The organism is Baaleninema simplex PCC 7105 (assembly GCF_000332355.1).
Taxonomy (GTDB): domain Bacteria; phylum Cyanobacteriota; class Cyanobacteriia; order Cyanobacteriales; family Geitlerinemataceae; genus Baaleninema; species Baaleninema simplex.
In genome coordinates, this window is the sequence record NZ_KB235958.1 from 1,308,565 (window position 1) to 1,331,187 (window position 22,623).

Sequence of the window (22,623 nt, forward strand, 5' to 3'; positions counted from 1 at the left end):
GTAAGTCAGGTTTGCCTGATAGAAAGTCCCGAACATCCTGATTCCCTTCGCTTGGTTGCAAGGTTTGCAGGCAAGGCAGAGATTTGAAACGCGGTCGGAGCCACCCTTTGAGCGGGCAAGAATATGCTCGACTTCTAACGGTACATTCTCAGCACCACAGTATGAACATTTCCGTTCCCATTTCTCTAGAAGATATTCTCGGACTTCGTAGCCCTGCAATTCGCCTTGCTGATACTCAACCCCAGACACCTCGGGGTTCTGCATCTTTTGCATGTCAAACCGCACCAGTTCCATCGCAATTGAACCGATAGGTGCAAGCTTGCGGAGCCGATTCACCCAGGTCATCGTAGTCAAGACTCGGTGTTGCAAACTGGGTGCAAGCCAACCAGCAGGGCGTGCCCGATTCAAGAATCGTGCCTGCCGATAGCGAGTTTTGCGATTCCGTCTACCGCGCCGCAATTGACGGCGGGATAGTAATGCAGCTTTAATCTGCTGCCCTCGATGCTGCAACTGAGCACCAAAGATGATTTGATTCCCTTGTTTCAGGGCAATTCCAGTAACTTTAGAGCCTGGGTCTAACTTAAGTTCGACAGGCTCGGGGTCAGCCTCAACCTCCTTTTTCAGGATGATAGTGAATGGATAACGGCGAAATACCGCCGCTTTCCCAACCTTGAGTAGTGACCGCGCTACCCCTGGCTTACAGGGTGTGAGCGGCTTACGGTTGGTATCTAGAACAAAAACATGGTTAGACATTGTTGCGTCTCTTCTGATTGCCCGTAATGTTTGCTTCGCCAATGTTCAGAGTCGGTACTTTCCAAATTGCACGTCCTTAAACCCCTTAGAGATGTTTAACAATTCAGTTCTAGAGCCTGGAACTAGCAAGCATTCCAGGGTAGGACTTTAACTCTTGCTCTGAACGTAGCCAGTTAAGGCGATAGCTGGTCAGCTACCTGAAGGGGGGCACGAAGCCCCCGTGCTTCAGCCGGGGGTGCTGACGGTCTTTCCCTCAATTCTTTACCCAACGCGATGACGAACGTAATACCGAACGCGATCGCGTGCGTTTGCCCCGATGATACCAACGGATTCAGAAAAGAGGGAATTCGCACAAAAAACTATACAGACGAGAGTTCGCGGGGTGTTTTCAAACTCTCAAAAAAGCCGTTCCAATCCTGAATTTTGCCGCGATCTGCCGAGGTTTGTTTCACCTCAAACGTTGCGTTCGTCGCTTCAGGACGGTCTAAGGCCCGCACGCAGAGTTCGGCGATATCGTCGCGGGTACATTGTCCCTTAATCGTGTCTCCCGTGGCGGCGACGAGAGGTTTTCCCCCCGGTTCTTCTGTCAGCGCACAGGGGCGAACGATCGCATAGGGAATCCCGCTGTTACGAAGGCTGTTTTCTCCTTCGAGTTTCCACGTCAGTAGTCCCCCCAACTGGTCGTTCATCCGCACCGCTGGCGGTTCTTCCTCTAAATTCAACCCCGGTTTACCGGGACGCGTCACCCCCGCCGAACTCACAATGACGAACTGCGGCACCGTTTCGCCACCGTAAGCACTTATCGATTCGAGTTCCAAGCGAAACGAACCGGGTTTGAACTTAGGATTGAGCGCTCCGTCGAACTCGAACTTACTCAACATGATTTGAAATGCCGTGATGCGATGGGCGGGAAAGGGTTCGTCCGTCTCGAGGGTTTTGGCGCGAAAGGTGGGGACGAGGTCGGAAAACGGCACGCGTACGGTCATCGGGATGTTATACACCGTATCGAAGCCGTAAACGTAGCTGATACCGTCCCATTGGTTATCGCTGCGAAGAATGAATTTGTAGCGGTTTCCGTCTCCCTTCAGGCGCAGTTGAATGCCTTCGTATTGCGATAAGTCTAACGGCGTTTCGAGGACTTGGGTACGCACGGAGGCGAAGCCGCCAGAATTGGCAGTAGACACGTTTCCACTAAAAACTGCCGCACCGGGAATTTGGTGAATGTCGCTGTTACTGACGCCGCCCATGACCACGTCGTCTACGGCTCCCCAGAGGTCGTTGAAGCGAGGAATCGGTCGGGTGAAGTCAAAAATCGTTTTTTCGTTTTGGCGGCGGCAGAGGTAGGGTTTCGCGGCGTTGACGAGGTTTTCGATACCGCGATATTCGATATATTCGGGGGTTTCGACGACTTCGGGAAGGTAGAACTTCACTCCTTGATAGTATTTTTCGCGCGTGGGGGTGTCCCCTTCGACGGGCTGGACGCGGGTTCCGGTACAGCAGATGACGGCGCGAACGTTCTCGAACACTCGGAAATTCAAGGTTTCGGGAACGGTGATGTCGGCTTCGACGAGTTCGACGTCGGTTCCGAGGAGTTCCCGCCCCCGTCGGGCATCGCGAACGAGACCGCGAACGGGGATGTTGCGCTGTTGCAGTTGTTTGACGACGCGCTTTCCGACGCCTCCCGTCGCCCCGACGACGAGAACGAGACCGGGGGGTTTAGGGGGAGTCATGGCGGTGTCGTCGCGCATACCGAGTTTTTTCTGTATCCATCTAAAGTTGCCGAGGAAGGGAATTTCGCCGAAGAATCCGAGGGTTTGTAGAAACCGCCCGAAATCCCAGGGTTCGCGGGGTGGGTTGGCCATAATTACTGTGGTGAGGTGCGATCGACTGTGGGGTCTCGTTATGATAGCATTCTGAATAAATGGTGTTGTTTTTATTCAGAGAAAAGAGAAAGCCGTCCTTCCAGGGCGGGGCTTGTATCCCATTATTTTTGGTCATTTAATGTAGGGCTTGCTGAATAACTTCAAAAAACAGGGTATGGAAAGTTGACCAGAAATGGAACAGAGTTAAGCATAAGGGCTCTTCCGACCTTGGTATGTAGGGTAAATGCCTGTAGTCTCCATCTGGAAAGGGATTTCGCGATTTGAGTTTCCTTTTTATACAGTTTAGCAAAAACTCTTGCTCTGTAAGAGTTTCAGCGATTTCTCGCATAGTAACTTCGGAAGAGCCAGCATAAGCTGTTTTTCGAGTATAAACTAGCTTGACATAACTCATCCTAATGATTGGAGACGCTAACTCGGAGTTTTGGGAAATTTGACACAAAAAAAGACAGTAAAACTGCCTCAGCAGCTTCACCAAATTCATCACTAAAAATGTGAGGGAGATTGAGGTTTCTGATGTTTGAGCCAGTTTAGTCATGACTCGCCCCAAACCAAATCTCCGTTTTCCTTGTCCAAATTTACCCTCAATTTCGTTCCGAACTCTCTCATCTTCTCGTTCTTGTCTTTTCTGTTCTTTGCTCACCTTTTTAGGCGGTCTTCCCAAAGGCAGACCACTCAGACGAATTCCTCTTTTTCGGGCTCTTGACGTCACATCTAGACTCCTCTAAGCCCTACTCCGTAAGCTTTTCACTTCTTTTCATCAAGCCCTACATATTTGATGTGTTTTGTCAATCCCAAATCTCGAAAAATTTTCTGCACCACAGAGGCACAGAGAACACAGAGAGAGGCTTGTAGAGTTGGGCGCACAGTTTGAGATTCGGGTTCCTGCGCTGTTGACTGCTCGTCGTTCGCTGAAAAAAAGCCTGCTCTCCCGAACAGGCTTTTCTGGAATATCGGAAATTGCCAACACAAACCGTTTATCTGAAACCCACGGCGGCTTGCCAAACGAACGCTAACAGCAGGAAGAATACCGGAATAATCGGAAGAACGTCCACGAGGGGATCGAAAATTTGATACGCTTCGGGCAGTTTGGCAAAAAGCAGAGCTGCTTCCATGTTGTTAAATCCTTCGATCGACAGGTTTTCTCATAATTCAAACAAATATTAACATAAGTGCTTCCTGTCGCTGGAAATGTAACGTTACGTTAAGCCGAACTCGACAACCAAGGGGCGAACTCCGTGGCGAATCGTCCTTCTAGAATGGCTTGGCGAATATGTTGGGTAAAGCGAATCAGCTCCGTAACGTTGTGTAACGAAAGCAGCGTATACGCTAACAGTTCCTGAGAGCGCACCAAGTGGCACAGATAAGCCCGCGTGAAATTCTGACAAGTATAACAGGAACAGGTTTCGTCGAGAGGGCGATAATCTTCTCGGAACTTGGCGTTTTTGAGGTTCCACCGCTCGCCCTTGACGAACGCCGCCCCATGTCGCCCCAACCGCGTGGGAATGACGCAATCGAACAAATCGATCCCCGCTGCGATCGCCTGTGCCATTTCTCGATAGGTTCCCACCCCCATTAGATAGCGGGGTTTGTTTTCTGGCAGTAAAGGGGTCGTCGCTTTCACGATCTTCTCGATGAGTTCGGGGGGTTCCCCAACGCTGACACCGCCGATGGCGTAACCGGGTAAATCCAAGGCTTGCAGCGACTGCGCCGCTTTCGCCCGTAACTCGGGGTACACCCCACCTTGTACGATCCCGAACAACGCTTGCTCTTCTGTATTTTTGTGTGCGTCGATACAGCGTTTGAGCCAGCGTTCGGTGCGTGCGGTCGCCAGTTCCACGGCTTCGGGGGTTGCTGGGTAGGGGGGGCATTCGTCGAAGGCCATAATTACATCAGCACCGAGGGCGTTTTGGATAGCGATCGATCGTTCGGGAGTCAGGTGAATTATCGAACCGTCGCGGGGCGATCGAAACGTCACGCCGTCTTCCGTAATCGATCGCATCTCGCTGAGGCTAAATACCTGAAATCCGCCCGAATCTGTTAAAATCGGGCTGTCCCACGCCATAAACTGATGCAGCCCCCCCGCACCCGAGACAATTTGCTCTCCCGGTTGCAAGTGCAGGTGATAGGTGTTCGCCAGCACCATCTGCGCCCCCGTCGATTGCAGTTGGTCGGGCGTTAAAGTTTTGACGTTGGCCAGCGTTCCCACCGGCATAAAGCGCGGCGTTTCCACAATCCCGTGAGGCGTGACGAACACTCCGGCTCGCGCCCCCGTTTCCGGACACTGGGCTTGACAGTGATAACTAAATCGATCGCTCAAAAGTTAGCCTTTTTCTACAAAAGTTTACAAAAACGACGCCTATTCTAGCGCGAAAGCCACAGAGACCGTTTCTGCGATCGAGACTCCCCAATACGAACGAAACGGGTAGTCGCCGCTTCCCTAACGAGTTGCTATAGTTTAAGGGAGCGAACGGTAACTTCAGTTTACGTTTCTTTCATCGCTCGATTTCGGATACTTTTTCCGCGATCGCAGTATCATGATGCGATAAGCATGATAAGTTAATATCGTGGGGATTGCTGTGACCCAATCGTGCAACCGTCTCGAAAACCGACTCAGAGTAGGTCTCGTATGTTGTCCTGCTGCTGAGGTCGAAGGGGGCTAACCAAACCATGGCTAAATCCGACGATTTATACGCTTCCGAGCAAGCGCTTTACGAGCATTTGCTCGATTTAGTGAAGGTCGAGCAACCAGACCGGCTTCTCGATCGTTTTCGCTCCCTGTTCGTACAAGGGTCGGGATATCCCGATCCCGAAATTTCAGCGATCGTCCATCAAATTTCTAAAATCGACGAAGCCGAGCGAGAATTTAACAGCGTCCTCAACCGTTGCTGCCACATTCTCATCAACCACTGGCAGATGGACACGAAGTCCCAAGCTGCCATTCCTCAGCTCGTGAGCGCCATCGATCGCTCGGGAGAACGTCGGATGCAATCGCGAGACGCCCGACGGTTGCAGTTACTACTAAGTCAATTCAAACAAAGCGAAGAGTTCGTCACGCTTCAACGGCTCGTTCGCGTCGTCGATCGCACCGAAGATCGTAGCCAACCCCCCGAACAGCGACCCCTCAGCAGCTTGATCGGGCGGTATCCCTATCTCTACAACCACTCTCTGCTCAGCGACAGCAGCAGCTACGAACACCAACAAACAATCAAACAGCTTCAAGCCCAGAAACAACGACAGTACGAAATCCACCTGTCAAAGTACGTCACCTACAAGGTTCGACGGGCGCAACTCGCTCGTCAAAACCCCAAACTGCTCTACAACAAGCGCATTATCAAGCCCGTTCGCAACCCGACGTTACTCGACGATCGCGAACTCTATCTAGCGGTCAAGCAGTTCGCCGGACGCGCCGAAGGATCTTACACTTACAAAGACTTGGCGCAAAACTTCCGCACCCACACCAGCCAAACTCGCACCTACAGGGAGTTCAAAGAAGACTTGTTCGAGTATCTCATCACCACGGTCGATGAAGAATACGGCAAGCGGCAGTTTTACGAAAAACTGTACCAACATCTGATGAATACGCTACCTCAGTGCGACAACCAAAAACCGACAGACTTTTTGATTATTCGCACCTGTAGCCAGTTGTTGAACTTCTTGGTGGTGGAAAGCCCCCAAAATCCCAACCACTACGTTTTGATCGACCTGTTGTCAAACATCGGGCCGACGTTCGTGATGGCGTTACTGCTCAAAATTCTGCTGATTTGCCGAAAAGTGCGCCCTCACCTGGAAAAACGTTTTTCTATCCTGTTCGATCACTACGATCGCTCGACGCGCGAAGCCGTTCAGTGGCTCATCAAATCCCTCGAAAACCTGCAAGTGGCACTGAGTACCAACTTCGGCTCGGCAGACTTGTCGGTTCTCAGTCAGGCATCTTAAGATCGAACACAGAAACTCGATTCCAAACAGAGCCGTTCCCTCGAAGGTTAGGACTCCCCAATCTTCGATACTCTCCCCTCTCCACTCTTCCCTCTCCACTGATTATGTCGTCTCGCCGTTCATCAGACTTCGAACGAGAACTCGACGAAGCCATTTTTAGTTTTGCCGATATTCAAGCCGAACTGCACTACAAACAGGCTAAAAACGCCCTGCACGAGTTGGTCGATCGCTTGGATTTGAGCGATCGCGAACGAATGGGGTTAGAAGAACAAATTCGCGGCTTAGAATCGACCCTCGACAAACTCGAATCCGACGTGGTACAAATCGCCGCTTTCGGAATGGTGGGACGGGGAAAATCTTCGCTGCTCAACGCTCTCGTGGGAAAACCCGTTTTTGAAACCGGGCCGTTGCACGGCGTCACTCAAACCAGTCAAAGCGTGGATTGGACGCTGACGCGGGACAGCCTCGGCGATGGCTTAGACGACGTGTTACAGGTGTCGCTTCCGAGCGTGGGAACCTCCCGTATCGAACTGGTAGATACACCGGGACTCGATGAAGTCGATGGCGAAACCCGCGCCGAACTGGCCCATCGCATCGCCAAACGCGCCGATTTGATTTTGTTCGTCATTTCCGGCGATTTAACGCAAGTCGAATACGACGCCTTGGTGCAGATACGCGAGGCGGGGAAACCGTTGATTTTGGTGTTTAATAAAATCGACCAGTATCCTGAAGCCGACGCTTACGCCATTTACGAGCAAGTTCGTAACAAGCGGGTTCGCCAACTGTTAACGCGCGATCGTATCGTCATGGCCGCCGCTTCGCCGTTGGTGGCGACGGCTGTGCGTCGTCCCGATGGAAGTACGGGGGTGACGCTGCAACCGGGAACGCCTCAAGTGGACGAGTTGAAGCTGAAAATTCTCGATATTCTCGTTCGCGAAGGAAAATCGCTCGTCGCGCTCAATAGTATGCTGTACGCCGACGAAGTGAACGAACAAGTGGTACGGCGCAAAATGGACATTCGCGATCGCAGCGCCAATCAGATTATCTGGAACGCGGTCATGGCGAAATCCTTGGCGATCGCCCTCAACCCGGTGACGGTGGTAGACATCCTCACCGCCGCCACCATTGACGTGGCGTTGTTGCTCTCCCTGTCGCGGTTGTACGGACTTCCCATGACGCAAACCGGGGCGATCGACCTGCTTCAGAAAATCGCCCTGAGTATGGGGGGAATTAGCGCCAGCGAACTCCTGGCGAACTTGGGGTTAAGCGGCTTGAAGAGCGTGTTTGGCGTCGCCACTCCCATAACTGGAGGGATCGCATTCGGCGGTTACGTTTCCGTAGCCGTGACTCAAGCCAGCGTTGCGGGAGTGTCGACTTACGGAATCGGTCAAGTGGCGAAAACCTATTTCGCCAACGGCGCGTCTTGGGGGCCAGAAGGACCGAAAGCCGTGGTGCGTCAGATTTTGGATTCCCTTGACGAAACCTCGATTCTCAGCCAGATTAAGGACGAGTTACAGCAAAAATTAGTGGGGTGAGGTGCGGACAAGGAGGAGAATTGAACTTTTCATTTCCTTGATGCTGGGTTTCAACAAATCTTTCACCACAGAGACACAGAGGACACAGAGGGGGGCATCTCACTGTGGTAAAACTCTAAGTTGGGGATAGGTTGAGTAGGTGCGACCTATTCCATCAAGACAGTCGCTACGAATCGAACTCCTGTTTCAATAAGCTCACGACGCGATCGAGTAGAACCGAACGAGATGCCTTAAACAAAATGCGATCGCCCGGCTTTACGAACTCCCGCAATCGTTTCGCCAACCGCTCCCGAGCTTGCTTCGAGTCTAAATTTTCCCAATCCACGAAGGGAGTCCCCTGCGCTCCCGACACCATCGCCTCGGCTTCTGGGGCTTCCGCCAACACGAACAGCGCGTCTAGATTTAGCGCCTTGACCCGTTCTCCAACCTCTCGGTGAAACTCCAAAGCGCGATCGCCTAACTCCCGCATCGTTCCCAACACCGCAATCCGACGCGTTCCCGGTGTCTGCACCAGCATTTCCAACGACGCCAACATCGACTCCAATCCGGCGTTATAACTTTCATCGAGAAGCACGATATCGTTGGGAAGTTCGTACCGTTTCGCTCGCCCTCCCGGTAGATCTACCGTCAGTCCGTCTCGCAACGGGGCCAGATCGATCCCCAGAACTCGCGCCACCGCCAACGCGGCCAGCATATTCAAGGCGTTGTGACGGCCCGGAAGCGGTAGTCGATAGCGATCGCCCTCTAATTTCAACGTATCCATATCCACGAGGGTTCCGCACAAATCGCCTCCCTCTAAGCCAAACGTCACCGTTTTTCCCGACCAAACCCGCGAAGCCGTTTCCATCAACAACGGATTGTCGTAATTGAGAACCGCCACCCCATCCGAAGGCATTTCTGCCAACAGCTCGCATTTCGCCTCAGCGATCGCTTCCCGCGACCCCAACAAGCCGATGTGTGCCGTTCCCACGTTCGTAATTACCGCGACCGTCGGACGTGCAATGTGCGTCAGTTCGGCAATTTGTCCGCGCCCCCGCATTGCCATTTCAACGACCGCGTAATCGTGTTGGGGCGTTAGTTGCAACAGGGTTTTCGGAACGCCGATTTCGTTGTTGTAATTCGCTTGAGTTTTTAAAACCTGACCCTGCGTCTCTAAGATGGCTGCAATCAGTTCTTTCGTCGTGGTTTTTCCCACCGAACCCGTCACCGCCACCACAGGAATCGCATGAATGTCTCGCCACCAGCGTCCTAACGTTTGATAAGCGGTCAGAGTATTAGAAACGACCAGTTGAGGCAGACTCGGATCGGGATTGCGACGGCGAACCACGACGGCGATCGCGCCAAGCTCGATCGCTTTCCATACGAAATCGTGACCGTCAAAGGTTTCCCCTTCTAACGCCACGAATAGATTCCCCGGTTCGACACTGCGACTGTCGGTGGAGATTCCCGTGCATGGCGTCTCGAAGCGGGCGTTCGTTATCCCGTGCGACTTGGCGGAGAGAACGTCTGCGATTTGACAGAGGGCGATGTGCATGGTGACAGGGGAGAGGGAACGGGGAAGAGGAGAGGGTGAGCAGGGGAGAAACTGTTAACTGTTAACTGTCTTCACTGGTGACTGGTGACTGTAAAAGTGACTGCTACAGGCGATCGGACTGTTTCGGCGTTAAGATTTTAGCTTGGAGCGCGAACACGATCGACCCACCGAGGAGACAACCGAGGAGATAGTGAGGAAAATCCCACCAGGCGAAGGTACTCCCCAGAAATAGTTTACCGATAACCATCTCTCGCAACGCAGCCAGTAGCGGTGGATTCCACAGTTGCAAAAACTCTAACAGACAAGTGAGGACAAACACTGCTACGGCGATCGCCCAGGCTTCGAGTTCGGGAAACAAGAAGGAAATCAGAAAAATGAAAAACATCTCGTACACGATCGCTCCTGCAAACCCGTTTATCCAGGCTTGCCAGACTCCTCGATGGGCTTTTGTCCACAGTCCCAAGGGAACAGATACCGCTAAAGCCACAGCGAGAGCTTTGCGGTAGTTATAGAGTCTTCGGTTGCGGTCGGTACGAAATCTCATGTTGGCGACGATCTCACTGGCGATCTCCCCTCTCCATTCAAAACCAAATTCGGGATTTCCGCAGAGACCCTCTCGCACCTGAGACTACAACCGCGACAAATCGCGACAACCCCTTAGAAGGTGAAGGTCGTTCGCAGCGTCCCGATGAAAATTCCTTCATTATCGCTGTTCTGGTTCGGATTCACCAACCAGATAAATCCTGGCGTGACGGCAAGGTTTTCTGAAAGCTGAATTTTATACAACCCTTCGATATGCCAGGGTACGTCGTTCTCGAAATCCGTATCTCCCGGCACGTCCAGACTCCCGAGATAGGGTTCGGCACCGACGATAATCGCGCCCAAATTCCCCGGAAGTCCCAAATCGGGGAACGACAGCGCGAGGGCGTAGTTCCAGATTTCGGCATCTCCCAACCCCACTAAACTCGCATCGGTGAACCCTCCCCAGGCACTGATACGGAACTGCCGAGACGGGTTCCACGAGGCTTGGAGACCGTAGGAGTGGCTGACAACTCCCGTCGTCAGTTGAGATTCTGTCAGGCCCGAAACGGCTGCATCTAACGCACTCGGCGACAGGATTCCTAAATTCGTTCCCGTTCCGCCCCATCCAAACCGCCGTCCCTCCGAAACGTCGTAGGCGTGGACGTAAGTGAACCCGAATTTCAAGCGGTTTGTCGGCTCGAGGACTATTTGACCCAAGGCGGAGTAGTTCCCGTTAAAGAGTCCCGATCCCGCGTTGGGATCGTTACCGCCTCGGGCCAGATATCCCGCTGAAATTTCTAAAACATCGTTAAGGCGGTAGCGCACGCCGATCCCTTTACCGCCAGCACCGCTATTGTAGATGGCGTTGCGTTCGGCAAATCGGGAAAGCGCCCCCGTCACGCCGTTTCCGCTGTCGAGTCCTGGGTTGAAGGTATCGGAGTAAAACAGGTGTGCGCCGACGTTGGCCATGAGCGTGACGTGGAGGTCGTCGGTGACGGGGAAGGCGTAGTGCAGTCGGTGGAGAATGGCAGCGTCGTCGTTGTCGCCGTCGAAGGTCAAGCGGCCTTCGTTGGTGTGAAGTTCGTCGGCGAAGGTGTTGCCCAGGTTGCCAAATTGGATGCGGGTGGTGAGGCGATCGCGCCCCGTAAAGCTGGTGAAGAAGTTGAGACGACCCCGGTTGTAGAAGACGGTTTGGACGTCGTTGTCGTCGTCGGAAATGCCGTTTCCTCCCCAAGCGTCGGCCAGGACGAAGGCTATTTCGCCTTGCAGTTTGGTGGTGGTGGAGAAGGTATCGGACTCGAGTTGACTGATGCGGGATTCGAGACCCTCGACCCGGCCGCGCAAGGCGGACAGTTCGGCTGCGAATTCGTCTTGTAAGCGGCGTACTGTGGCGAGATCGGTCGGTGCGATCGCCTCGCCGTTTCCGACGGTTCCCACGATGCGATCGAGACAGGCGTTCAATCCGGCCGCGAATTCGTAGCGCGTTATCGCGTTGTGACCGTCATAGGTGCGATCGGGATAACCCGCGATACAACCATAGCGTTCGGCAAGGGATTGCAAGGCTTGAAATGCCCAGTCCGTCGGCTCTACGTCGGATAGTTGCGAAACTGAGGTCACTTGGGCGGCCGCCAGGTGAGTCGAGGCGAGAAGGGTAGCCGTGACGATGAAAGGCTGGGCGAGGAAACGTTTAAAACGAAAGGGGTTCACCGAATAGAGTTCTCCAATCGATCTATACTTTTTAAGTGATGTTTTGTATAACTGTATAACGAAATACAGCTAATTTGAAAGCCATTGGCATAAATCGCAACAACTGTTTACCGCCAAGCGCGAATAGCGAATTGCGTGCAGGGGGAATGGTTAACTGGGTCTTTTTTGTCGGAGTTTCACCAGTTCAAACGCAAATCCAAATTTTTAAATCGCACAATTTATAATAAAAAAATAAGCACAAAAAATATCGCATTAAATTGAATTAATGCGTCAATTTAAATAGTTTGAATGAATTTAAAATAATGTTTATAAATTAACAAAAATGTATAGCAACTCTAAATTAGTTGTATAACTAAATTGAGACAAAAAGGGAAACAAAGAATCATATTTTTTCTGGTGTTATAATTTTGATGACTCATTTGGGACTGCTATAGCAAATTAAATATTAACACAAAACGCAAAAACTCATATAAAGGACTGTTTTACAAGAATTGTCCCTCTTTTGTTAGATCGGGGTGAGTTCCGATTAGAAAAAAACTCCGAACATCTTGAAGGGTTCAAATTTGAGAGATTTTATAGCAGGGGTGCATCTCAATTTCGTAGAACGACCCCTCCGCGCCTCGACTGAGCGCTCGCCGAACGTCCTTCGGAACCTCCCCTTAGTAAGGGGAGGATGGGTGGGGTTCCGGGTGCAAAAGTGAGATGCACCGTTTTATAGCAGTCTCAAATGGGTCGTCAAAAATTAAAACACCGGAAAAAATCTGATTTCCCGTTCTCCGTTCCCGATTCCCTTTTTGTCTCAATTTTGTTACACAACTGATTTAGAGTTGCTATAGTAGCCAAAAGTCTACAAATTGTAGGATTCGAGTTGAAAGATCTCTCAAACCTCCCCTTGACAAGGATTAAACGGCTGCGATCGAAATTTTCATTCCGAAGATGACAGAAGAGGGATTAAACGTGGCGAGATGGCAATTTTAAAGCTGAAGTTCCCCAACCGACCCATGTTTTAACGAACGGGAATTTAAACCGAAACCTGTTCGACGGGAGAGGAGGCGAAAAAGTCGCCGATGAGATATAACGAACCGCACAACACGGGAAGCCGCGAAGCATCCTCACACGCCGCCACTAACGCCGTTTCTACGTTATCGTCGATCGCACCAGTGAGGTCGAGTTCGAGATCGATCGCCATCCGTCGCAAGTCTTCCGGCGGCGTGAAACTGTGGCCCGGAACGGGGACGAAACGAACGCTGTCGCGCGATCGCAACAGGGTTTTCAAAATCCCTTCCGCGTCTTTCGTCGAAAGAATTCCCATCACCCACGTTACCGGAGTGTTCAACGTCTCCACATAGCGACGCAACACCTCAGCCGACGCCAGGTTATGCGCTCCGTCTACCAAAATACGACGCTCTCGCCAGGTTATCCACTCCAACCGTCCTCGCCAACGCGCCTGTTGCATTCCCCGACAAATCGCGTCGTCGGAAATTTCCCAGCCTTGCTGTCTTAACTGCTTGATGGTGGCGATCGCTAAGGCAGAATTGAGTAACTGGACATCCCCCGGAAGCGGAAGCGGATAGCGTAATCCCTGGTAAATGGCTTCGGTTTCCGAGAGTGGCGTCGCTGGCTGAATCCAAACCGCCGGACAGTTTAATTCCTCAATTCGGGGTTCGAACACTGCAACGGCGTCGTCGGGGAGCGTTCCCAAAATGACCGGACGTTCGGGTTTGAGGATTCCCGCTTTTTCAAAGGCGATTTCAGCTAAAGTCGATCCTAACCGCTGCCAGTGATCGCGACTAATGGACGTAATAACACAAGCCAGGGGGCGATCGCAGACGTTGGTGGCGTCGAGTCGTCCGCCGAGTCCCACTTCCAACACGGCGACATCTACGTTAGACTCAGCGAAATAGAGAAAGGCGGCGGCGGTAACGATTTCAAATTGCGTCGGCGTGGGTTTAGCGGGATCGATCGCCGCTGCAACGCGTTTGACGGTAGCGATAAACTCAGATTCGGATATTGGCGTTCCGTCAATGCAAATTCGTTCGCACCAACTGGTAAGGTGAGGCGAGGTATAGCGTCCAGTTCGGTATCCGGCGGCGGTAAGAACGGAACTGAGATAGGCGCAAACTGAACCTTTTCCGTTAGTTCCCGCCACGTGAACGATAGGAACCCGGTGATGGGGATTGTCTAAGGCGGCGAGAAGTTCCCGAATGCGATCGAGTCCGAGATGAACGCCGAAGCGAGCGAACTGTTGCAGTAGCGAATCCAGCATGAAGCGATAATGGAGATCGGATAATGGGAATTGTATCCCGTTCTCCTCGACTTCTATGCGCTACGTTCTCGGGTTTCTCGGCGTTCTCTGTATCGTCATGTTGGCGATCGTACAGATTTTTTCTCATTCTTCCACAGTACGAGCGTCGGACGTTCGCCTTCCCATGTGGCAACCCTGCGATGTCTATCTGAATTCTCGCAGCTACGAGGCTTGCGTCGATTTGGTCGATCGCTACGGAATCGATATCGGACGCGCAGACGGAACGGTTCCCCAACCGGAGGAAACAGTAACGTATGAAGACTTTTTCTATATGCTCGATCGCAGTCTCGATGTGATGGTAGAACTCTTAGAAACCCTCGATGCCGATCGACTGTGATGGGGTTTTCGTATGAGATTCCCGGCATCTTGGAGATGCCGGGGATCTGGAGAGGAGATTTTTATGAAACTAAAAATAGCAGGTTGTTACCGTGAGTTACCACAGGGAGATGAAGATGGAGTTAAGCTTTCTGACCTAGTATCAGAATCCGTCCAACCTCATGAAGACGAGATTATTGCCTATCTTCAGAGTGGTATTATATTCATCACATGCTTGGGTTTCGTGGGAGATGTGCTGAATCCAGATTCTGACTTTGAGGTTGCTCCTCATCTCTTAACAGATGGTTCTTGGCTCTGGTACAACGACCTATACTACTATGTCAAGAATTATCACGTCAGACTGCCATCTGAGTTGATTAACCACATGAAATCCAAAAAGTGGAAGATTTCACCAGAAGAAATTGATTTAGAGGCTATTGAAAAAGAATATGATGAATCAGGTACTACCCCCTACTGGTAAACAGCGGGGTAAGTCTTAGATCTGTCCTGACCGAGGAACGGAACGGTTCCCCAACCGGAGGAAACAGTAACGTATGAAGACTTTTTCTATATGCTCGATCGCAGTCTCGATGTCATCGTCGAACTGATGGAAACCCTTCACCCGACACGCGATAAGCGGTGCGTTACACTACGGAAACCCAGATTGAATTTAAAAGTACGATCTCATATCCGCCTTAACCCACAGCAAACTCTGTGAAACGACGAGCATTAGGATCGTGAAAACCCAGCACGATCGATTGTTTAGGGATACCTAATTCAACCAACTCATTGGCAATCCCCACCTCAGTCCCATCATACTGAATCCAAACCTTATCACCCTTAAGATCGATATGAACTAAACAGCTAAACACTCGACGATCTCCATCCCAACCCACTGTCGCCACCTGATAGCGATCGTTCTGCGTGTCAAAAACCGTAAATTGCTCCAGTTCTCCATACGCAGGTTTAACCTTACTATGCTCTGTCAAAACTTGCTGAATCCACTGACGGTATTGGTTTAGTCGATCCATTCCAAAACCTCCTCTTGTACGGGATCGAAAACGAGCAGCCTGACCCCATATTCAGTAATACTCAATTGAGCCAACTCCCCTGTAAAAAAGTTGCGATAGACTTTTACTGGAACCGCTAAAAAGAGAACTCGCTTAGGGTCTTTCCGTTGCAAAACCACTCGATAGTTGAGAAACTGACCTAGCGCACTGTGAAACTCTGATGTCAGAGAGGGAGCTAAAAAACTCTTGATTTCAACAGCAATTTGGGTATCGTCTCGCTGTGCTGCTAGCAAATTCTCGGCACCGAGATCGATTTGAAGTCGCCCCGAGGATAGCTCCAGCACTAGGGGATCGTGGGTAACGACCCATCCGTCTTTTGTGAGAGCAACCTTGACTGTATCGTGATAGACATCCTTGGCTGACATACAGAGTAGAATTCAGCGTCGATCGGCTCAATTTTATTGTATAGCAATCCTACTTGACTACTAGGTTTGCGTCGATTTGGTCGATCGCTACGGAATCGATATCGGACGCGCAGACGGAACGGTTCCCCAACCGGAGGAAACAGTAACGTATGAAGACTTTTTCTATATGCTCGATCGCAGTCTCGATGTCATCGTCGAACTGATGGAAACCCTTCACCCCGACACGCGATAAGCGGTGCGTTACGCTGAGGTCAAAATTTTGGGTCACGACCTACCATTTATCGACGTCGCAACACATCAGCCTTGTTCGATCGCATCCCCAAAACCACTAAACCAAAATCCGTTGTAACTTGAGTACAAACCCCGGCAAAATCGCCTCTACCGACAACGTACTTGGATTTTATAAAACTTCAACCGATCGACCTGCACGATAAATTTCAACTCTCCTATTTTGCGGATCGATTAACCAACCTAACTGCGTACCATTTTCCATATACTCTTGCATCTTGGCACGTAGATCGTTAATACGATCTGTTTCCGAACGCAGTTCGATTACAAAATCAGGACAAAGCGGTGCAAACCCCTTTCTCTGCTCGGGTGTCAGAGCCTCCCACCGCTCTTTACACACCCAAGAAGCATCTGGCGATCGATTGGCCCCGTTGGGTAACTCGAATCCAGTTGAGGAGTCAAAATATTCTCCAAGTCCCTCGTTGGCTTCACCCCAAACTCCAAGTTGAGTGATAATTTTCGCATTTCGTTTCCCCGATTCGCTACCCGTTGGTGGATTCACAATGAGATGTCCGGTGGCTGTACGTTCGAGTCTCAGATCTCGATTGGCCGCAGCTAAAGCAGCAAACTGCTCCGGTGTTACCGTTAGATCGATTTCATGGGGGAGTTGGAGCAAGAGGGGTTTATGCTGAGGAGGAGCTTGCATGGTTGGTTATCGCGATCGCCGATGAATCTATATTCAGTATGGCAAAATCGAGATCGAACCCAGACAAATCGCTTTTACGATCGCGGGAATCTTCCCCCCTCGCTCCACCAGTCCGTTGAAGAGCGATCGCCTAGAGGAGTCGCATCGATGTCGAGTTGTTCCGAGACTTCCACCGAACGCATCCACCCACGCCACGCGGTGGTTCAGTATAATTAGCACATCTTAAATACGAGAAATATATTCAAGACATCGCCATTGTGAGGAAACTATGTCGAAGCATCGAGTGGGTTTGCTGTTCGGAGGTCGTTCGGGAGAACATGAAGTTTCGATTTATTCAGCCAGAGCGATCGCCAACGCTTTCGCCACCGACGACAACGCCACTCGCTACGACGTAATTCCGTTTTATATCGGGAAAGACGGACGCTGGCATCGACCCGAAATTGCCCGACAGGTGCTAGACTCGGCGCAACCGCTGAGTGAGGAAAGCGACGACAAAGCGCAATTGTGGCAGTTTCCTCCTCAAGTGACGGAGGTTGATGTTTGGTTTCCCGTCCTCCACGGACCCAATGGCGAAGACGGAACCGTTCAAGGTTTGCTGCAATTGATGCGGGTTCCTTATGTGGGTTCGGGGGTTCTCGGTTCGGCGGTGTCGATGGACAAGTTGGCGATGAAGTCGGCTTTCGCGCAGGCGGGTTTACCGCAAGTTCGGTATCGTGAAATTCTGCGATCGCAAATTTGGTCGAATCCCTGCGTGTTTCCCAAACTCTGCGACGATATTGAAGAAAGTTTGAACTATCCCTGTTTCGTGAAACCGGCGAATTTGGGATCGTCGGTGGGGATTTCTAAGGTGCGATCGCGCGACGAGTTAGAATCGGCTTTAGATAGCGCCGCCAGTTTCGATCGCCGCATCATTGTCGAAGCGGGTATCGCTAACGCTAGGGAAGTCGAATGTGCGGTTCTCGGAAACGACAATCCGAAAGCCTCAGTCGTCGGCGAAATTACCTTCGACAGCGACTTTTACGATTACGAAACTAAATATACCGAAGGACGCGCCGAGTTGTTAATTCCCGCGCCGCTTCCGGAAACGGTGTCTCGTCGAATTCGCGATTTGGCGATCGAAGCTTTTCTCGCGGTTGACGCGGCGGGATTGGCGCGAGTGGATTTCTTCTACGCCGAAGACACGGGAGAAATTTACCTCAACGAGATTAACACGCTCCCCGGTTTCACGGCCACGAGTATGTATCCCCAACTCTGGAACGCCACGGGAATTCCGTTTTCTGAGTTAGTCCGTCAGCTCGTACAATTGGCGATCGAACGTCAATCTTAGAATCATGAGAACCTATCGTGATTTTTTGATTCGGGATTGGACGCCAGGCGATCGCGATTTGGCTTCCCGCGTCATCGCCACAGTGTTAGCGGAGTACGGCTTACCCTGGGAACCGGACGATACCGATCGCGATTCCATTGAAGTCGAACGATTCTATCAAAATACCGGAGGTGCGTTTTGGGTCGTCGAACGCCACGGCGAAATTGTGGGAACGGCGGGATTTTACCCGATTTCTCGCGGCGATCGCGCCGTCGAACTCCGTAAAATGTACCTGCACCCCTCGGCTCGCGGCGTCGGATTGGGTAAATTTCTCCTTAAAGCAATCGAAACGGACATCGCCAACTGGGGATTCAAACAGATTTGGATTGAAACCGCCAGCGTTCTCGCTGAAGCAGTTAGGTTATACGAGAAATTCGGCTATCAACCGGCGACGGAAGTGGAAACACCACGCTGCGATCGCGCCTATGTGAAAACCCTCACCAACGCCGTCTCCTCGGAAGTTTAGGAATCCTATCGCCGGGACGCGATTCACCACAGAGACACAGAGAACACAGAGAATACAGAGGTTTAGGACGTTTTTCCGAAAGAACTCAAAAAAAAACGGTTCGCTCTTGCAAACGAACCGTCTCCGTTTGTTCTATCCCAAAACTTGTCTGAAAGAACCCCGTTCCACTGTTGCGATCGAAACGAGAAACTCAATCTAACGAACCCAACCGGAACGCCACGACGCCAGCATTCTGACTGAGTGGGTTAACGGACGCCAACGGTTTGACCTTGACGTTCTGGATTTCTATTTTGAAACCACGATGTTTCTTCCAACATCGGTAAAGCCACAGCTCCACCGAGTAGAAGGCTGATGAGCGTTAGCTTAAGCCAGTCAGCAGATGGACTCGTATACGTAGAATTCCCTTTCATCGAAAAATTTGGGTTGGAAACCCCGTCCTTCTAGGACGGCTTTACAGTAGAATGAAATTGGTCAATGACCCACCCGAGACGATGGAGACAGAAAGCCTAACTTCAAAGATTGCGGAATCCGCAACGGCGCAGAAAAATCGGTAGACCGGGAAAAGAGGATGGGGCAATGGGCAGTCCAACCCCTGAATCAACAAAGTACATCAAGATTTCTCCTTTGAGATTTCGACACATAAGGCGGTGGGACACACCGTTTCAGCCTGTGGAGCGAACGTAAGACTCGAAAGGCATTGCGATCTCGAGAGCTGTTGCGAAAAAACCGTTAAGGGACAGAAGCAGGAATCCAAGTCGTGAGGTTTGGGAATCACCGCACTTCTAGGGCGGTGAGGATGTCAAGACTCTTTCCTATATCCCATTGAGGACGCCAACGACGTCAATTTCAGCAATTCAGTCGTTAACCCTCCTCTCTCTTCAAAGCGGGTAGAAGTGACGCCTGAATGACAGAGCGAACCGCCTGCCGCGCTTGAGTCGTGTTGCCTGGTGGATTTCTTTACGTAGAAATACGTAAATCTCTTTACTAGCTAGATTAGCTGAGAGAGATAGCTCTGTCAAGATTATTTTACGAAAAGCGCTCTTTACTGTTTTGTATCGAAAGTGGCTTTATACGATTTTTCAACCCTTTTCAATTGATTCTTGGGGTTTTTATAATTCAATCTAATTAAAATCTTAAAAATTGATTAAAATTTCTGGTATCGTAAAATCACGGAAGCCAAAGTGTCGGAAGCGCCCTTTGACCGAACGATCGCTCGCGTCTTTCTCACTTCATTCTACGCAAAACCTCGCAAGTCGTGCGAGTGGACGCACGGAACGGAGACCGCTCGGGGATGCCGGAACCTGATATGGTAGCGATCTCCCTACTATCGACGTTGCCCGATCGAACGCTGTGAAGTTTCCCCTCTCCAACAACTCGAGCGATCGCCTCGAATCTCTCAAAGCAGGCGTTCTCTGCGCGATCGCCGTGACTCTGACCCACCTTCCCCTGGCGTACACCACCCAAACCGACGCGATCGATCTCCTGTTGCGGATGGCGATCGTCGCCTTCAGTGGCGTTCTCTTCGGAATGACCTACCGCTACGCCGTACGTCGCGATCGTAACTCCCACCTCAAATCCGGTGTCGTTCTCGCCTTTGGGTTCGTGCGCGGTTTAGCTCAAATCGAAAACGCCATCGATCCCAGAGCGATCGAACTTTCCCTATTTCTCTATCCCCTCGAAAGCTTGGGACTCTTCGCGATCGCCGGACTCCTTCTCGACATCGCCCTCCAACGCCGTTGGATCGAACCGATGGGATGATGAGACGATAATGATGGGGCAGTGCGTGACGCGGTAACAGTTCATCGAGCGGATTTCAGTCAAATTTTCCGGCTGCGTCACATAGATTATTCATCACCAACATGGAACTGCAACTCGAAAACGTCACCCTCACTGCATCCCTCGGAACGGAGACCCTCCTCGAAGATATCTCCTTCGAGGTCGATCGCGGCGATCGCGTTGCGCTGGTCGGCCCTTCAGGAGCGGGGAAATCTCTACTGTTGCGGCTTCTCAACCGCCTCAGCGATCCGAGTCGGGGAACGGTGCGCTTTCGCGATCGCGATATCCGCGAGATTCCCGTTCTCGAACTGCGGCGTCAAATCATCCTGGTTCTGCAAGAATCGAAACTGCTCGAGATGACCGTCGCCGAGGCGATCGCCTATCCCCTACAACTGCGCGGAACGAGCAAACCCCAAATCCAACAACGCGTCGATACCTGGTGTCAGCGACTCCACATCCCGAGTGACTGGATGGGTAAAACAGAGTTACAACTCTCTGTCGGCCAGCGTCAACTGGTGGCGATCGCTCGCGCCTTAGTCACCGAACCCGCCGTTCTCCTCCTCGACGAACCCACCTCAGCCCTCGATGTCGGTCGCACGCACACCCTTTTACAAGTCCTCGCTGACATGGCTTCCCAGCTCGAGATCGCGATTATCATGGCGAACCACCAACTCGACACGGCGAAATCCTTCGCCAATCGTCTCCTCTATCTCGAACGAGGAAAACTGTCACAGGATCTCGACGCCGCAACCGCCGACTGGGACGAGATTCACCGCAGACTTCTCGAGGCCGAACGTCAAGTGGCGAAAGAATGGGACGATGAGACGATGGGATGATGGGATGATGAGGCGAGATCCCCGAGATCTCTGAGGAGAGATCCCCGAGATCTTGGAGATGCTGGAGATCTCGAAAGAGCTTAAAATAACTGCCAATCGTGCGATCGCAACAGCTTTAACTGTTCCAACCGCTGCGTAAAATAACTATCGTCGAGACGGCTGTAGTTATGAAACGCCGCGTTCGTCAGCGCGATCGCCCAACTCCAAAAATGCGCCGCTTGCGTCAGCGGTTGCAACATCTCCACTTCCTTCTCTGCAAGCGGGGAAACGCTTTGATACCCTTCTAAAAACCCGTTGCGAATCCCTCTGCTAATTCCCGTCCGCAAAGCGATATGTAGGAATTTCGCCAGATCGAAGGCTCGCCAACCGTAGCCGCATTGATCGAAGTCGAACAGCGTCACGCCGCCGTCTGGGGTAAAATGCGCGTTACCGCTGTGGGGGTCGCCCCAACACACCACCCAGTACGGCTCGGTTTTCGGTAACGCCTGCAAACAGGATTTGCTGTGGGCGATCGCCTCGTTGAGATAGTCGAGATCGCGAGGGCGATGTTGTAAAAACGGCGAAATCGTCTCGAACGAGCGATCGAATAAATATTCTTCGCACAAATCGTCCCGACGAAACGGCGTTTGAAACGACAGCGAGGCACAGTGCAACTTGGCTAAAATTTCCCCTAACTGGCGACTTTGAGCGACGTCGAGATCTCCGAGCGGAACTTCACCGTCAGCATAAACGAACAACGCGGCATACCGCTGACCTTCAGGAGCGTCGATCGTTACCGCAATTTGGTTGTCTGTCGTTTGCAACGGATGAGCGACGGGCAATCCTTGCTGTCGGAAAAAGTCGAGCAAATTTAATTCAAAATAAATATCGGCGGCCGAGCGCCAGTGATGGTGAGACACTCGCAAAATATAGGGGCGTTTTTCGGTTTTGACCAAGTAAACGTCGCTCAAACCCCGATGCCAAAAACAGCAAGACACCACTGGAGCGATGGCGTATTGCGATAGCACCTGCGACACGAGCGCCTCAACGGACAACGTTGAATAAATCGTAGGAAACACACCGGAAACAGGTTTGGAATGCTGGTTTCGGAACACAGAAATATCGCGCGATCGCCTTTCTCGAGGACTTCGATCGACTGGCATCGTCTCACCTATTGGAGTTACCATAGCCCTTACCCTTTATCTTTACACTTTTTCTAGAAGCCTCCCGATCCCCTCGTTCGCATTCAACTGCGATTGCTGCCCACCTCCCCCCTCATTTGTCAAAATTTCAAGACATTGGCGATCGACGGGTTGTCTGAATGCGATCGCCTCCTTCGAT

The 22,623-nt window shown here is 51.5% G+C and carries 21 protein-coding genes and 3 pseudogenes; 10 read left to right on the top strand and 14 right to left on the bottom strand.

Annotated elements, in window-relative coordinates; genetic code table 11:
• The 5 genes and pseudogenes from iscB to tgt form a co-directional block, all read right to left on the bottom strand.
• Nucleotides 1–753: pseudogene (iscB, locus tag GEI7105_RS29585) on the bottom strand (RNA-guided endonuclease IscB); the annotation flags it as partial.
• A 359-nt stretch (nucleotides 754–1,112) separates the two neighbouring features.
• Nucleotides 1,113–2,615, bottom strand: coding sequence for a CIA30 family protein (locus GEI7105_RS0107770; RefSeq protein WP_017659907.1), 1,503 nt, complete (start codon nucleotides 2,613–2,615; stop codon nucleotides 1,113–1,115).
• A gap of 457 nt (nucleotides 2,616–3,072) precedes the next feature.
• Nucleotides 3,073–3,330, bottom strand: a pseudogene (locus GEI7105_RS36925) (transposase); the annotation flags it as partial.
• Between the two features lie 280 nt (nucleotides 3,331–3,610).
• Entirely contained in the window at nucleotides 3,611–3,748 is a 138-nt protein-coding gene (locus GEI7105_RS0107780) for a photosystem II reaction center protein K (RefSeq protein ID WP_017659909.1), read from the bottom strand.
• A gap of 89 nt (nucleotides 3,749–3,837) precedes the next feature.
• Nucleotides 3,838–4,953: a tRNA guanosine(34) transglycosylase Tgt gene (gene tgt / locus GEI7105_RS0107785; protein WP_017659910.1), complete on the bottom strand. Its 1,116-nt coding sequence runs from the start codon at nucleotides 4,951–4,953 to the stop codon at nucleotides 3,838–3,840.
• 350 nt (nucleotides 4,954–5,303) lie between these two features.
• On the opposite strand from tgt, the gene GEI7105_RS0107790 reads away from it, so the two are divergent.
• Both GEI7105_RS0107790 and GEI7105_RS0107795 read left to right on the top strand, forming a co-directional pair.
• Nucleotides 5,304–6,572 carry a Sll1247 family protein gene (locus GEI7105_RS0107790; protein WP_017659911.1) on the top strand — a complete coding sequence of 423 codons (1,269 nt, stop codon included), beginning with the start codon at nucleotides 5,304–5,306 and terminating at the stop codon, nucleotides 6,570–6,572.
• 104 nt (nucleotides 6,573–6,676) lie between these two features.
• Nucleotides 6,677–8,107 (top strand): GTP-binding protein, encoded by a 1,431-nt coding sequence (locus GEI7105_RS0107795; RefSeq protein ID WP_017659912.1) that lies wholly within the window; start codon nucleotides 6,677–6,679, stop codon nucleotides 8,105–8,107.
• Between the two features lie 166 nt (nucleotides 8,108–8,273).
• Here GEI7105_RS0107795 and GEI7105_RS0107800 read toward each other — a convergent pair whose 3' ends face one another.
• From GEI7105_RS0107800 to GEI7105_RS0107815, 4 genes are all read right to left on the bottom strand, one after another.
• A complete protein-coding gene (locus GEI7105_RS0107800; RefSeq protein WP_017659913.1) occupies nucleotides 8,274–9,641 on the bottom strand; it encodes a UDP-N-acetylmuramoyl-tripeptide--D-alanyl-D-alanine ligase in 1,368 nt (455 codons plus the stop codon).
• Between the two features lie 103 nt (nucleotides 9,642–9,744).
• A complete protein-coding gene (locus GEI7105_RS0107805; RefSeq protein WP_017659914.1) occupies nucleotides 9,745–10,185 on the bottom strand; it encodes a ribosomal maturation YjgA family protein in 441 nt (146 codons plus the stop codon).
• A 113-nt stretch (nucleotides 10,186–10,298) separates the two neighbouring features.
• Complete coding sequence (locus GEI7105_RS0107810; protein WP_017659915.1) at nucleotides 10,299–11,870, bottom strand: iron uptake porin; 1,572 nt, start codon at nucleotides 11,868–11,870, stop codon at nucleotides 10,299–10,301.
• Nucleotides 11,871–12,891: 1,021 nt separating this feature from the next.
• Nucleotides 12,892–14,136, bottom strand: a complete 1,245-nt coding sequence (locus GEI7105_RS0107815) for a bifunctional folylpolyglutamate synthase/dihydrofolate synthase (RefSeq protein WP_017659916.1) — start codon at nucleotides 14,134–14,136, stop codon at nucleotides 12,892–12,894.
• Nucleotides 14,137–14,191: 55 nt separating this feature from the next.
• Here GEI7105_RS0107815 and GEI7105_RS0107820 point away from each other — a divergent pair, with 55 nt between their 5' ends.
• Nucleotides 14,192–14,512, top strand: a complete 321-nt coding sequence (locus GEI7105_RS0107820) for a hypothetical protein (RefSeq protein WP_017659917.1) — start codon at nucleotides 14,192–14,194, stop codon at nucleotides 14,510–14,512.
• Between the two features lie 63 nt (nucleotides 14,513–14,575).
• Nucleotides 14,576–14,971 (top strand): hypothetical protein, encoded by a 396-nt coding sequence (locus GEI7105_RS29595; protein WP_144053712.1) that lies wholly within the window; start codon nucleotides 14,576–14,578, stop codon nucleotides 14,969–14,971.
• 214 nt (nucleotides 14,972–15,185) lie between these two features.
• Here GEI7105_RS29595 and GEI7105_RS0107830 read toward each other — a convergent pair whose 3' ends face one another.
• A complete protein-coding gene (locus GEI7105_RS0107830) occupies nucleotides 15,186–15,521 on the bottom strand; it encodes a XisI protein (protein ID WP_017659919.1) in 336 nt (111 codons plus the stop codon).
• Complete coding sequence (locus GEI7105_RS0107835; protein ID WP_017659920.1) at nucleotides 15,509–15,925, bottom strand: element excision factor XisH family protein; 417 nt, start codon at nucleotides 15,923–15,925, stop codon at nucleotides 15,509–15,511. Before GEI7105_RS0107835 ends, GEI7105_RS0107830 begins: the two co-directional genes overlap by 13 nt.
• 76 nt (nucleotides 15,926–16,001) lie before the next feature.
• On the opposite strand from GEI7105_RS0107835, the gene GEI7105_RS38330 reads away from it, so the two are divergent.
• Nucleotides 16,002–16,157, top strand: a complete 156-nt coding sequence (locus GEI7105_RS38330; RefSeq protein WP_017659921.1) for a hypothetical protein — start codon at nucleotides 16,002–16,004, stop codon at nucleotides 16,155–16,157.
• Nucleotides 16,158–16,253: 96 nt separating this feature from the next.
• Here the strand turns inward: GEI7105_RS38330 and GEI7105_RS29600 are convergent.
• Nucleotides 16,254–16,859, bottom strand: a pseudogene (locus GEI7105_RS29600) (Uma2 family endonuclease).
• A 21-nt stretch (nucleotides 16,860–16,880) separates the two neighbouring features.
• Here GEI7105_RS29600 and GEI7105_RS36930 point away from each other — a divergent pair.
• The 3 genes from GEI7105_RS36930 to GEI7105_RS0107855 are packed head-to-tail and all read left to right on the top strand — an operon-like array spanning nucleotide 16,881 to nucleotide 18,691.
• On the top strand, nucleotides 16,881–17,075 hold the full coding sequence (locus GEI7105_RS36930) for a hypothetical protein (protein ID WP_144053713.1): 195 nt from the start codon (nucleotides 16,881–16,883) through the stop codon (nucleotides 17,073–17,075).
• A gap of 52 nt (nucleotides 17,076–17,127) precedes the next feature.
• Nucleotides 17,128–18,186, top strand: coding sequence for a D-alanine--D-alanine ligase family protein (locus tag GEI7105_RS0107850; protein ID WP_017659923.1), 1,059 nt, complete (start codon nucleotides 17,128–17,130; stop codon nucleotides 18,184–18,186).
• A 4-nt stretch (nucleotides 18,187–18,190) separates the two neighbouring features.
• The gene (locus GEI7105_RS0107855; RefSeq protein ID WP_017659924.1) at nucleotides 18,191–18,691 is read left to right on the top strand and encodes a GNAT family N-acetyltransferase; all 501 of its coding nucleotides are present in this window, start codon (nucleotides 18,191–18,193) and stop codon (nucleotides 18,689–18,691) included.
• A 245-nt stretch (nucleotides 18,692–18,936) separates the two neighbouring features.
• On the opposite strand, the gene GEI7105_RS38335 is transcribed toward GEI7105_RS0107855, so the two are convergent.
• The gene (locus GEI7105_RS38335) at nucleotides 18,937–19,101 is read right to left on the bottom strand and encodes a hypothetical protein (RefSeq protein ID WP_158413182.1); all 165 of its coding nucleotides are present in this window, start codon (nucleotides 19,099–19,101) and stop codon (nucleotides 18,937–18,939) included.
• Between the two features lie 940 nt (nucleotides 19,102–20,041).
• On the opposite strand from GEI7105_RS38335, the gene GEI7105_RS0107860 reads away from it, so the two are divergent.
• Both GEI7105_RS0107860 and GEI7105_RS0107865 read left to right on the top strand, forming a co-directional pair.
• Nucleotides 20,042–20,449: a hypothetical protein gene (locus GEI7105_RS0107860; RefSeq protein WP_017659925.1), complete on the top strand. Its 408-nt coding sequence runs from the start codon at nucleotides 20,042–20,044 to the stop codon at nucleotides 20,447–20,449.
• Nucleotides 20,450–20,550: 101 nt separating this feature from the next.
• Nucleotides 20,551–21,303: an ABC transporter ATP-binding protein gene (locus GEI7105_RS0107865; protein ID WP_017659926.1), complete on the top strand. Its 753-nt coding sequence runs from the start codon at nucleotides 20,551–20,553 to the stop codon at nucleotides 21,301–21,303.
• A gap of 80 nt (nucleotides 21,304–21,383) precedes the next feature.
• Here GEI7105_RS0107865 and GEI7105_RS0107870 read toward each other — a convergent pair whose 3' ends face one another.
• Nucleotides 21,384–22,445, bottom strand: a complete 1,062-nt coding sequence (locus tag GEI7105_RS0107870) for a phosphotransferase (protein ID WP_017659927.1) — start codon at nucleotides 22,443–22,445, stop codon at nucleotides 21,384–21,386.
• Between the last annotated feature and the right edge of the window lie 178 nt (nucleotides 22,446–22,623).